The organism is Pseudomonas sp. CDFA 610 (assembly GCF_021147865.1).
GTDB classification, from domain to species: Bacteria; Pseudomonadota; Gammaproteobacteria; order Pseudomonadales; family Pseudomonadaceae; genus Aquipseudomonas; species Aquipseudomonas alliivorans.
Window position 1 is genome coordinate 124,286 of sequence record NZ_JAGTPM010000014.1, and the last position, 12,320, is coordinate 136,605.

Sequence of the window (12,320 nt, forward strand, 5' to 3'; positions counted from 1 at the left end):
TCGCTCGCGCCTGACGCAGGCGGTCATCGTTGCTGCATGACAAGGCCGGATCTCGACGCATTGACGTCGAATCCGGCCTTGTTTCATTCACGTTCAGCATTGCGCACAACACTTGACGTTTTCGTCTGTCTACACCCTCTCACTCCTTCAACGACGAGCACACTCATGAAAATCCTGATGGTTCTGACTTCACATGACCAACTGGGCGATACCGGCAAGAAAACCGGTTTCTGGCTCGAGGAATTCGCGGCGCCCTACTACGTCTTCAAGGACGCCGGCGCCGAAGTCACGCTGGTATCGCCTGCAGGTGGACAGCCACCGCTGGACCCCAAGAGCGATGAGGAAGACGCACAGACCGCCGAAACCCAGCGTTTTCGTGAAGACTCTGCCGCGCAGCAGGCGCTCGCCAATACGGGCCGCCTGGCTGACGTAAAAGCCGACGACTTCGACGCCGTGTTCTACCCGGGCGGCCATGGCCCACTGTGGGACCTGGCGGAAGATCCAAAGTCCATCGCGCTGATCGAAGCCTTCGCCAGGGCCGACAAACCCCACGCGCTGGTTTGCCATGCGCCCGGCGTGCTGCGCAAGGTCCGCGCAGAAAACGGCGAGCCGCTGGTCAAGGGGCGTCGCGTTACCGGCTTCACCAACAGCGAAGAAGAAGGCGTCGGCCTGACAGATGTCGTACCTTTTCTGGTTGAGGACATGCTCAAGGAACTGGGCGGCGACTATTCGAAGACCGATGACTGGGGCGTCCATGTTCTCACCGACGGCAAGCTGGTGACCGGCCAGAACCCGGCCAGTTCGGCTCAGACAGCCAAGGATCTGATTACCCTGCTGAGCTGACCAGACGGACCCGGCACTGCCTGTGCGGTTGCCGGGTCGTCATCACGATAAATCGAATCTTGGGCGCGCCACGTTGACCAATACCCAGAGAGTCCATCTATTTGGAGGCAGGTCATGAGCCAGGAATCAGAACGCGAAGACCTCGATCACAAGCCGGAAAACGCCGGCAAAGTGGGCGAGAAGAACAAGCAGCTCAATGAAAAAGGCGAGCAGCCACGGCCGGCAACCGAGCCTGATCCGCAGAAAGACCGCTGATCAGAGCAGCCCCTGCTCGGCACACACCTTGACCACTTGTTCGCGGAACCAGCCATTGGCTTCGTCCTGATCGGCATGAGCGCTCCACACCATGTCCAGGCTGAAGCCCGGCAGGTCAGGCGGGAGCTCGTAAACCGCTACCCAAGGCTCGTTGCACAACAGTGTCTGGATACGCCGTGGCAGCACCAGAATGAAATTCGTCCCCTCCAGCAACTGCAGAGCTGCCCGGTAACTGTTGGCCCGCGCCACGATGTGACGCTCAAGGCCCTTGGTCTGCAACCAGCCATCGATCATGTTGGTATCGGACGTCCACGGCGTCGGGTAGACGTGATGCCGTTCGGTAAACGTGTCGAGGTCGATCTGCGCGCTCAGCGGTGCCGACTGGCTGTCCATCACACAGACCAGATCGTCTTCCAGCAGCACTTGGGCAATCAGACTGTCAGGCACTCTGTGAAACCCCGGCCCGAAACACAGTGCCAGATCGAAACGGCCGTCTGCGAGCCGCTCGACTGGCAAGTGCCTGTCCAGCTTTTGAACATTGACCGCAACCGAAAAGCCCGCAGCGACAAAGCCGCGCAACAGATGCGGCAGCACCAGCAGCTCAAAGTATTCAGGTGCGCAGACCGTGAGGGTGGTTTGCCCGCTGCTCGGGTCGAACAGGTTCAACCCGTCATGGCAGAGGTTGACCTTGAGCAGTATCTGCTGCACGTGACCGAGCATGGCGATGGCCTTGCGCGTGGGTCGCATGCCGTTGCGGGTGCTGATGAACAGGTCATCCTCGAAGTTGGCCCGCAGCTTCTTGAGGCAGTAGCTGACCGTGGACTGGCTGACATTCAGCGCCTCCGAGACCAGTGTCAGGTTGCGCTGTTCGAAGACCGAGACGAAGATCATCAGGTCCTGCATGTCCAGCTTTCTGAGGGCATTACTGTTGAGCATCGAGTCATCTCGTTGGCACTGCGATCAACGACCGGATCAGCACCTACAAGATAACATCAAAACGCAATCACGCCGTCTTCCCGCCAGCGATACCGGCATGCCCTGTTGAATCGTGCAGGTGCCGAGCATAGTGCCGTGGATCGAGGCGCACGACCATCAGCAGCATCACGGCGACCAGCCCGATCAACGACCACCACGCGCCTGCAAAACTGCCTGTCATGTCACGGATCACCCCTGCCAGCAGGGGCGACAGGCCGGCGATCAGATAACCCACGCCCTGGACGAATGCGGTCAGGCTGCCTGCCTGCTGCGGATCATCGTAATGGTCCATGGACACGATCAGGCTCATGGGGAAAAGACCGCCGATGCCCAGACCCAGCAGGCCGGTCCACAGCAGACTCAGCTGCTGCGGCATCAAGATGAGACCGACGAAGCCCGCCATGATCAACCCCAACAGAATCGCCAACACCAGACGCTTGTCGCGGCTGCGGTTGGCCAGCGCCGGTGTCACCAGACCCGACACGACTTCCATCAGGGTCATGAAGCCCAACAGCAGTCCAGCGTCCTGCTCGCTCCAGCCATTTTCAAGGTAATACGGTGCCAGCCAGGCCAGCGCGCAGGTGTAGGACGCAGTGCCCAGACCAAAGAAGACGCCCAGCATCCAGGCCCTGGGCATCCGCGAAAACGCATGTTTACGGGGTGCGGCGGACGATCCGCTGCTCTGGAATGCGTTTCGCTGAACGGCCCAGAAACACAAGGCCAGCAGCGCCAGCGCAGCCCAGATCGCCAGGCCAAAGCGCCAATTGCCACTTAGGCTCAGCATCAGTGGGCTGAAGGACGCGGCAATCGCTGCGCCGCCCATGATCGCCGTGACGTACAGCCCCATGCACAACGAAACATTGTCTTTGAAGCGTGACTTGATCAGCGCAGGCATCAATGCCTGGATCATCGCGATACCCAGCCCGGCCAGGACGGCACTGAAAATCAGTTCAACCGCCGAGTCGAGAAACAGCCGGGCCAGGGTCGCTACGCCGATCAGCGCCAACGAGATCGTGATGGTGCGGTACGAACCGACACGAGCGGCGATGCCCATGCCGACGAACATCGCCAGCCCCATGGCCATGACCGGCAGCATGGTCAGCAGTGACGCCATGCCGAAACCCAGCGAAATATCCACCCGGATCGCCGACAACAATGGACCGACCGCTGCCATCGAGGGGCGCAGATTCAAGGCCACCAATACGATGGCGACCATCAACCAGACACCTTGAGAAGCTGACCCGCGAGCACCTTGCATATCATTATCTTCCTTTCAGAGAAGTGATGATTAGGCCGGGCCAGGTGACAGGCGGCAAATCAAAAAACAGGCAGCCCTATCGATAAATCAGTTCGAACCCTTTGAACCTCAAGCGCTCTGGCGACGGCGACTGCAGGCTGCGCCCCGGCCTTCAAACCTGGCTTCAGACTCGGTTTCAGGGGTGGCCACCTCATCGACGCTCATCCACCAGGTCATGCCGCGGCAGGGATAATCCATGTAGAACGGCTGGCCCATCATGGGTGTGGTGATGGTCACGTTCTGCTCCCAGGCCAGGGCCAGAATCCGGTCGAACGGCTCGTGCCAGGCGTGCATCGACAGGTCGAAGGTGCCGTTGTGGATCGGCAGCAGCCAACGACCACGCAGGTCGAGGTGCGCCTGCAGCGTTTCCTCAGGCTGCATATGCACCTGAGGCCATTCAACGTTGTAGGCACCGGTTTCCATCAGGGTCAGGTCGAATGGGCCGTATTGCTCGCCAATAGTCTTGAAACCATCGAAGTAACCGCTGTCGCCGCTGAAGAAGATCCGCTGCTGGTCGTTGATCATCACCCAGGACGCCCACAACGTCTGGTTGCTGTCGCGCAAGGTGCGACCCGAGAAATGCTGGGACGGCGTGGCGACGAATTCGATGCCCTCAACGTCTGTGGACTGCCACCAGTCCAGTTGCCGCACCTTGTGCGCTGGCACACCCCACTCGATCAACGTATCGCCCACGCCCAGCGGCGCAATGAAATGCTCGGTCTTTGCCATCAACGCCTTGATCGCCATCCGGTCCAGGTGATCGTAATGGTTGTGCGAGAGAACGACTGCGGTGATCGGCGGCAGGTCTTCCAGGCTGATCGGCGGCTGATGAAAGCGTTGCGGCCCGGCCCACTGCACCGGCGACGCCCGCTCGGCAAACACCGGATCGGTCAGAAAGAAGCGGTTGCGCAGTTTCAGCAGAACGGTGGAGTGCCCGAGTCGGTAAACCGTGTTGTCGGGCGCGGCCAACAGTTGCTGACGCGACAGCGGCTGAACCGGCACCTCGCCTGCAGGACGGGTGTCCTTGGGTTTGTTGAACGCCTGATCCCAGAAAATGCCCAGCGTTCGAATGAGGCTGAACGGTTTCATCGGCGCATGATTACGATAACGCCCTTCGTGACGAGACAGGACGGGCAGTGAAGAGACATCCGTTTTCTGGTGGGTCGTGGCCATGGTTTGCTGACTCCCTGGGACAGGTTGAGGCTCAGCCGTGCAAAAGTGGTCTGCGATTACGTTGCAGAATTCTGATGTCAAGCATGTGGCATCGACAACATCGCTTTAAATGTGTAACAGTGCATTACACTACACGGTGTAGTTTTAAGCTTGCATGATCCTCCGCTACAAGTAAACTGCCGAGTGTAATTTTCTCTAAACGCACGTTTGAAGCGAGCCTATGACAGCCCCCATGCGCCTTACCGATCAGAAACGCGAAGCCATCGTCCTGGCAGCCATTGCCGAGTTCGGTGACCGTGGTTTCGAGGTCACCAGCATGGACCGCATCGCCGCGCGCGCCGAGGTTTCCAAGCGCACAGTCTACAACCACTTTCCCAGCAAGGAAGAGCTCTTTGCCGAGATACTCCAGCGTCTCTGGAACTGCTCTCCCCCGCAATCAGAGGTGGTCTATCACGCCGATGTCGGTCTGCGCGAACAGCTGAGGGACCTGTTGTGGGGCAAGATGCGCACGCTTAATGACAGCAGTTTCCTGGACCTCGCCCGGGTCGTGGTCGGTGCAACCATCCATTCCCCCGAGCGTGCTCAGGTCTGGCTCGCGCGCATCAACGAACGTGAGGAAACCTTCAGCGCCTGGATTCGCGCCGCGCAGAAGGACGGACGCCTCAAGCCGGTCGATCCGGGCTTTGCCGCCACGCAAATGCACGCACTGCTCAAGTCGTTCGCGTTCTGGCCGCAGGTGACGTTCAGCGCCGCTCTGCTCAGCCCCGAGAAACAGGACGAAGTGGTCGAATCAGCCTTGAACCTGTTTCTTGGCTGGTACGAGAAGCCGATCGAGTCCTGATGAGCAGCCAAAAGCACCCCGGAGGCTGACATGGTGTATGACCTTCTGATCCGTGATGCGTATGTGATCGACGGCAGCGACGCACCCGGCTACCGCACCGATGTGGCCATCCATGACGGACGCATCCTGCGCATCGGCGCACTGCACGACATCCGTGCAACTGAAGAGATCAACGCCCATGGTCTCGCCCTGGCACCCGGATTCATCGACGTGCACACCCACGACGACACCGTGGTCATTCGCAAGCCAGAGATGCTGCCCAAGATCAGTCAGGGCGTCACCACCGTCATTGTCGGCAATTGTGGCATCAGCGCTTCACCGGTCAGTCTGGCCGGCGCCCCTCCCGACCCGATGAACCTGCTCGGTTCAGCCCGCGAATTCGTCTACCCGCGCTTTGCCGATTATCGTGCCGCCGTGCAGGCCGCCCGACCAGCCGTGAATGTTGCGGCGCTGATCGGTCACACGGCCCTGCGCAGCAATCACATGAAGGACCTGCTGCGCACCGCCAGCGCGGTCGAGATCAGCGCCATGCGCGAACAGTTGCGCGACAGCCTGGCAGACGGCGCGCTGGGGCTGTCCACCGGACTGGCTTACGCATCGGCCTTCCACGCCGAGACCGACGAAGTCATGCAACTGGCCGAAGAACTGACGGTGGCCGGCGCGGTTTACACCACGCATCTGCGCAGCGAGTTCGAGCCGGTGCTGGAAGCCATGGACGAGGCATTTCGCATTGGACGTCATGCACAGGTGCCGGTGGTTGTCTCACACCTGAAATGCGCAGGCGCAGGTAATTGGGGCCGCAGTCCACACCTGTTATCCGCGCTGGAAAACGCTGCATCGAGTCATCCGGTGGGCTGTGACTGTTATCCCTATGCGGCCAGCTCTTCGACACTGGACCTCAAGCAGGTGACCGACGCGTTCCGGATCACCATCACCTGGTCCACACCGCACCCGGATCAGGGCGGGCGCGACCTGGCGGACATTGCCGCCGACTGGAATCTTTCTCTGGAGGAAACCGCACGCCGGTTGCAACCTGCAGGCGCGGTGTATTACGGGATGGACGAGGCTGATGTGGAACGCATCCTCTGCCATCCGCTGACCATGATCGGCTCTGACGGCCTGCCGGAAGATCCCTTCCCTCATCCGCGTCTGTGGGGTGCGTTTCCCAGAGTGCTGGGGCATTTCAGTCGAGACCGCAAATTGTTCGAGCTGCACACGGCTGTGCACAAGATGACCGGGCTTTCGGCCGCGCGCTTCGGGTTGCATCAGCGCGGTTTGATACGTGAAGGCCATTGGGCGGATCTGGTGTTGTTCGACCCGCAGCGCATCAGGGACATCGCCGATTTCAAGGACCCGCAACGCGCCGCCGAGGGCATCGAGCGGGTCTGGGTCAATGGCCGCTTGAGCTACGCCGACGGGGCCGCGCAGACCGAACGATGGGGGCAGTTTCTGCCCCGTACCGATTCGGGGGTGCGCGGCTTCAACGCGGAGTGACCACTGGCACAACCATCAGCCAACGATGATGCCACTGCACTCGCCGAAGCCGATCGACACCTGCCCCTCCCGATGACAACGCGCACGCAGAATCACTTGATCGCCGTGTTCCAGAAAGCGTCGTTCCTCGCCGTTGGGCAGGGTCACCCCCTGTTTCCCGCCTTCGGTCATCTCCAGAAGACTGCCGAACTGTCCCGGCTGCGGGCCGGACAAGGTGCCGGTCCCGAACAGATCACCCGGCTGCAACTTGCAACCATTGACGCTGTGATGCGCCACCATCTGGGCCACGGTCCAGTACATATTCAATGAACTGCTCACGGCAAGCCGGTGTGCCTGAGCGCCAGCAGCTTTCATCTTCTCCGTCAGCAACAGGACTTCGAGCTGGATGTCCAGTGCGCCGACCTGCTGATCCGCCTGATCGAGCAGATACGGCAACGGCTGTGGATCACCTTCGGGACGAGCTGGCTGGGCGCTGCGGAAAGGCTCCAGCGCTTCCGCTGTCACCACCCAGGGCGAAATTGTGGTCGCAAAACTTTTGGACAGGAAAGGACCCAGCGGCTGGTATTCCCAGGCCTGAATGTCGCGTGCCGACCAGTCATTGAGCAGACAGAAACCGGCGATGTGTTCGCTCGCCTGCCCGATCCCGATGGCCTCGCCCTGCGCATTGCCCGGGCCGATCCAGACGCCCAGTTCCAGCTCGTAATCCAGACGCTTGCATGGTCCGAAGGTCGGAGCGTCCTGGCCTGCCGCAAGGGTCTGGCCATTGGGGCGTTTGATTGGCGTGCCCGAGGTGCAGAGTGTCGAAGCCCGGCCGTGATAGCCGATGGGCACGTATTTGTAATTGGGCAGCAGCGGATTATCGGGCCGGAACAGCTTGCCGACGTTCAGTGCATGATGAATCCCGACATAGAAATCGGTGTAGTCGCCAACCCTGGCGGGCAAGTGCATTTGGCAGTCGCTCATCGGCAGCAGCAGTTGCCCGGCGTTGGCTTGAGGCGCAGTGGCTTCATCCAGCCAATGCAGCAACGCTGTGCGCAAGGTTCGACGGGCATCTGCGCCGAGGGCAAAGAAATCGTTGAGGTGATCGCGACTGGCGATTGCGGCAACCTCGGCGGCAGCGCCGACGAAAACACTGGCCTGAACGGCAGCCTGCAGATCAAGAATACGGTCGCCGATGGCCACGCCGCCACGCGGCCCGGAGTCGCCGTGGCTGAACACGCCCAGTGGCAGGTTCTGCAAAGGGAAATCAGCGTGGCCATTGGCAGACGCCACCCAGCTGCGGCGGTTCAAAACGGTAGTCATCAGGGCATTTCCTTGTGGAAGGTCTTGGCCATGCCGTTCCAGCAGGCGTCGTAATCGGTCTGTCGTTGCGGACATTCCAGCGCATGGCGACTGGGGCGCAAGACCCTGCCGGTCTCGAACATGAACGCCATGGTGTTCTCGATCTTGTGCGGTTTGAGCTCGGCGGCGGTGGCTTTTTCTGCCGTGACGTTATCAGGCCCGTGCGCGCTCATGCAGTTATGCAGCGAAGCGCCGCCGGGCATGAAGCCTTCGGCCTTGGCGTCGTAGGCACCTTCGATCAGACCCATGAATTCGTTCATCAGGTTGCGATGAAACCAGGGCGGGCGGAAGGTGTTTTCCGCCACCATCCAGCGTGGCGGAAAGATCACGAAGTCGACGTTGGCCTGACCATGAATGGCGCCTGGCGAGGTCAGTACTGTGAAAATCGACGGATCGGGATGATCGAAGCTGACGGTACCGATGGTATTGAAACGGCGCAGATCATACTTATAGGGCACATTGTTGCCGTGCCAGCCGACCACGTCGAACGGCGAGTGATCCAGTTGCGTGGTCCAGAGTTCGCCGAGAAATTTCTGCACCTGCTCCACGGGTTCGTCGCGCTCCTCGAACCAGGCGACCGGTGCCATGAAATCCCGTGGATTGGCCAGACCATTGCTGCCGATAGGCCCAAGATCAGGCAGGCGTAACGCACACCCGTGGTTCTCGCACACATAACCACGCGCATCGCCGTCGAGCAGTTGTATGCTGAACTTCATGCCGCGCGGCAGCACGGCAATTTCCTGCGGTTCGATATCCAGCAGCCCCAGTTCGGTGACCAGTCGCAAGCGACCCTGTTGCGGCACGATCAGCCATTCCCCGTCAGCGCTGAAGAACGCTCGCTGCATCGATGCGTTGGCCGCATACACGTACACACTGACGCCTTCGGCCTGCTCCGCCGCCGACGTACTGGCAAGAGCGATCAGGCCGTCGAGGAAGTCTGTGGGTTCAGTCGGAATATCGAATGCATTCCAGCGCAGGCGATTAGGCGTGATCGCCCCCTGCCCGACTCCGGCAATCTGTCGTGTCATGCGCTGATAAGCCGGATGGGCGGCAGACGGCTTGATGCGATAGAGCCAACTGCGTCGCGCTTCATTACGTGCCACGGTGAAGGCCGTGCCGGATAACTGCTCGGCGTACAGGCCCAACGGGGGCTTCTGTGGCGAGTTCTGTCCGAGCGGCAACGCGCCGGGCAGTGCTTCGCTGCTGAACTGATTGCCGAAGCCGGTCTGATAGACCAGCGGCTGTTGCGGGAAGTGGGCAGGCATCTGGACCTCTTGTTGTTATGGGTCAAGCGACTGAAACGTGACTGGAAACATAACTTGAAACGTAAAACGATTACGCATAACGTAATTTGAGTTTACGGGCCGGTCAAGCTATAAAGCTGCCTTTCCAGACCGGCGCACTCCACATGACCCAAGAGACCGATAGTCCGCCCAACGGACGCCAACAGAAGGTCCAGGCTGCCGAAGTGGGCCTTGGCGTGCTCAAGGCCCTCGCCGAGCTGTCACCCGCCACACCGCTGTCAAAACTGGCTGAACACCTGGGCATGCCTGCCGCAAAGGTTCATCGCTACCTGCAGGCGCTGGTCGCCAGCGGCTTTGCGGAACAGGATGCCGTGACCAGCCACTACGGCCTGGGCCGCGAAGCGTTGCAGGTCGGACTGGCGTCACTGGGCAAACTCGATGTGCTTAAAATCGCCGCGCCCTGGCTCGCGAACCTGCGCGACGAACTGAATCAGACCTGCTTTCTGGCGGTGTGGGGCAACAAAGGGCCGACCGTGGTCTACGTTGAGCCGTCAGCGGGTGCGGTGACGCTGGTTACACAGATCGGATCGGTATTGCCGTTGCTCAGCTCTTCCACCGGCATGGTGTTCGAAAGCTTTCTGGCAACTGGCGAAACAGCGCCCCTGCGCAGACAGGAAACGCCCCAGCTGACCGCTGCTCAATTGAAGGAAATTGATCGGCACCTGCAGCAGATCCGCACAGCAGGCGTGCATCAAATCCAGGGTCTGCTGATGCCCGGCATCAACGCGGCTTCCTGCCCGCTGTTCGCCATGGGCAACAAGTTGGTCGGGGTCATCACGGTGGTCGGTCCGGGCTCGATACTGACCGATCAGGCACAAGGTATGGCGGCCGCTCGCCTGCTGGAAACGGCAACGGCCATCAGCAAACGCATGGGCGGCACGATGCCAGGTTGAAGGCGATGCCCGGCGCTGACCGCGCCGGGCAACAACGTCATCAATCGGCGGTCAGTACGCCACGCTTGATCTGGTCCCGCTCGATGGATTCGAACAGCGCCTTGAAGTTGCCTTCACCGAATCCGTCATCCCCCTTGCGCTGGATAAACTCGAAGAACACCGGCCCCATCAGGGTTTCAGAGAAAATCTGCAACAGCAGACGACGCTCACCGCCGTCGGACGAGCCGTCGAGCAGAATGCCTCGGGCTTTCAACTCGTCCTCGGGTTCACCGTGGTTTGGCAGACGGCCCTGAAGCATCTCGTAATAGGTATCCGGCGGCGCGGTCATGAAGCGCATGCCGATAGACTTCAGCGCATCCCAGGTTTTGATCAGGTCATCAGTGAAGAACGCCACGTGCTGGATGCCTTCGCCGTTGAACTGCATCAGAAACTCTTCGATCTGTCCCGCGCCCTTGGACGATTCCTCGTTCAGCGGGATGCGGATCATGCCATCGGGCGCGGTCATGGCCTTTGAGGTCAGCCCGGTGTATTCGCCCTTGATGTCGAAGTAGCGAATTTCGCGGAAATTGAACAGTTTCTCGTAGAAACTCGCCCAATACGCCATGCGCCCGCGATAGACGTTGTGCGTCAGGTGATCGATGAATTTCAGACCCGCGCCGACCGGATGACGGTCCACCCCTTCGATAAAATTGAAGTCGATGTCATAGATCGAAGAGCCTTCGCCAAACCGGTCGATCAGGTACAGCGGCGCACCGCCAATGCCCTTGATCGCCGGCAGACGCAGCTCCATCGGTCCGGTGGCGATTTCCAGCGGCTGCGCGCCAAGTTCCAGCGCGCGGCTGTAGGCCTTTTGCGCATCCTTGACCCGGAATGCCATGCCGCACACCGAAGGACCATGCTCGGCCGCGAAGTACGACGCGAGGCTGTGCGGCTCGTTGTTGAGAATGATGTTGATAGCGCCCTGGCGATACAGCGTCACATCCTTGGACCGGTGGGTCGCCACCTTGGTGAAGCCCATGATCTCGAACACAGGTTCGAGGATGTTGGGGGTCGGCGAGGCAAATTCGATGAATTCAAAGCCCATCAGGCCCATCGGGTTTTCGTAGAGATCAGCCATATCTGGCTCCTTGCAGTTAAGTGGGTAATCGGAAAAATTGCCGTCACTTCCCTGCGGGTGGTGCACACGGGATCCCTCGCACGCTACGGGCGAGGAAGTCTCCGAAAATCAGTTGCAGTCCAAGAATCTTCATAATTCCAGCCTACTCCGGCTTGTCCGATTGTGCATCAGGGTGGGCCTGTAAAAAGGCCGGATGCTGCAAGGCTCGCTGCTCCACACGACGAATCCTGAGCCAGGCGTCGAGGCAGACATTGAAGCGACGCGCCGCATACAACTGGGGCAGCAGGTACACATCGGCGATACCGGGCGTGTCGCCAAAACAGAAAACATCGCCTTCGATCAGTTGCTCCACCGCGTTGAGGCCTTCGCTGATCCAGTGGCCGACCCAGTCCGAAACGAGCTGTTCGTCATGGCCAAGACTGCGCAACCGGTTGAGCACCGACACGTTGTGCAACGGGTGGATATCGCACGCGATGGTCGCAGCGACCGCACGCTGCCGGGCACGCAGGGTCAGGTCACCGCCCAGCAGGGAGGGCGTCGGATAGCGCTCTTCCAGGTATTCGATAATGGCCGGCGATTGAGTGATCACGTCACTGTCGTCCAGACGCAACGCGGGCACCCTGCCCTGCGGATTGATCGCGCGGTATCCCGGCGTGTGCTGCTCACCGCCGTCGCGAATCAGATTGACCGGGATTACCGCAGGCTCAAGCCCCTTGAGCGCCAGCGCAATGCGCACCCGATAGCTGGACGTCGAACGGTAATAAGTGAAGAGATCCACCGATGTCAC

General features: G+C 60.3%; 12 protein-coding genes. 5 read left to right on the forward strand and 7 right to left on the reverse strand.

The window, feature by feature from the left end; all coding sequences use genetic code 11:
* The first annotated feature begins 165 nt into the window (after positions 1–165).
* Both KDX39_RS24190 and KDX39_RS24195 read left to right on the forward strand, forming a co-directional pair.
* Positions 166–843 (forward strand): type 1 glutamine amidotransferase domain-containing protein, encoded by a 678-nt coding sequence (locus tag KDX39_RS24190; protein WP_099228416.1) that lies wholly within the window; start codon positions 166–168, stop codon positions 841–843.
* 114 nt (positions 844–957) lie between these two features.
* Positions 958–1,098 (forward strand): hypothetical protein, encoded by a 141-nt coding sequence (locus KDX39_RS24195; RefSeq protein ID WP_231662077.1) that lies wholly within the window; start codon positions 958–960, stop codon positions 1,096–1,098.
* Here KDX39_RS24195 and KDX39_RS24200 read toward each other — a convergent pair whose 3' ends face one another.
* The 3 genes from KDX39_RS24200 to KDX39_RS24210 form a co-directional block, all read right to left on the reverse strand.
* A complete protein-coding gene (locus KDX39_RS24200) occupies positions 1,099–2,034 on the reverse strand; it encodes a LysR family transcriptional regulator (protein WP_231662078.1) in 936 nt (311 codons plus the stop codon). It lies immediately after the preceding gene.
* Positions 2,035–2,101: 67 nt separating this feature from the next.
* Positions 2,102–3,289: a cyanate transporter gene (locus tag KDX39_RS24205; RefSeq protein ID WP_371321850.1), complete on the reverse strand. Its 1,188-nt coding sequence runs from the start codon at positions 3,287–3,289 to the stop codon at positions 2,102–2,104.
* Positions 3,290–3,439: 150 nt separating this feature from the next.
* On the reverse strand, positions 3,440–4,543 hold the full coding sequence (locus tag KDX39_RS24210) for an MBL fold metallo-hydrolase (RefSeq protein WP_231662080.1): 1,104 nt from the start codon (positions 4,541–4,543) through the stop codon (positions 3,440–3,442).
* Between the two features lie 220 nt (positions 4,544–4,763).
* On the opposite strand from KDX39_RS24210, the gene KDX39_RS24215 reads away from it, so the two are divergent.
* Positions 4,764–5,384, forward strand: a complete 621-nt coding sequence (locus KDX39_RS24215; protein WP_231662081.1) for a TetR/AcrR family transcriptional regulator — start codon at positions 4,764–4,766, stop codon at positions 5,382–5,384.
* Positions 5,385–5,414: 30 nt separating this feature from the next.
* Positions 5,415–6,878: an N-acyl-D-amino-acid deacylase family protein gene (locus KDX39_RS24220; RefSeq protein ID WP_231662082.1), complete on the forward strand. Its 1,464-nt coding sequence runs from the start codon at positions 5,415–5,417 to the stop codon at positions 6,876–6,878.
* A gap of 15 nt (positions 6,879–6,893) precedes the next feature.
* On the opposite strand, the gene fahA is transcribed toward KDX39_RS24220, so the two are convergent.
* Positions 6,894–8,180, reverse strand: a complete 1,287-nt coding sequence (gene fahA / locus KDX39_RS24225; protein WP_231662083.1) for a fumarylacetoacetase — start codon at positions 8,178–8,180, stop codon at positions 6,894–6,896.
* The gene (gene hmgA, locus KDX39_RS24230) at positions 8,180–9,484 is read right to left on the reverse strand and encodes a homogentisate 1,2-dioxygenase (protein ID WP_231662084.1); all 1,305 of its coding nucleotides are present in this window, start codon (positions 9,482–9,484) and stop codon (positions 8,180–8,182) included. Before hmgA ends, fahA begins: the two co-directional genes overlap by 1 nt.
* Before the next feature lie 143 nt (positions 9,485–9,627).
* Between hmgA and KDX39_RS24235 the strand changes: the two genes are divergently transcribed.
* Positions 9,628–10,416: an IclR family transcriptional regulator gene (locus KDX39_RS24235; protein ID WP_231662085.1), complete on the forward strand. Its 789-nt coding sequence runs from the start codon at positions 9,628–9,630 to the stop codon at positions 10,414–10,416.
* A gap of 40 nt (positions 10,417–10,456) precedes the next feature.
* Here the strand turns inward: KDX39_RS24235 and hppD are convergent, their stop codons facing one another.
* Complete coding sequence (hppD, locus tag KDX39_RS24240) at positions 10,457–11,533, reverse strand: 4-hydroxyphenylpyruvate dioxygenase (protein WP_231662086.1); 1,077 nt, start codon at positions 11,531–11,533, stop codon at positions 10,457–10,459.
* Between the two features lie 142 nt (positions 11,534–11,675).
* Positions 11,676–12,311: a maleylacetoacetate isomerase gene (maiA, locus tag KDX39_RS24245; protein ID WP_231662087.1), complete on the reverse strand. Its 636-nt coding sequence runs from the start codon at positions 12,309–12,311 to the stop codon at positions 11,676–11,678.
* Between the last annotated feature and the right edge of the window lie 9 nt (positions 12,312–12,320).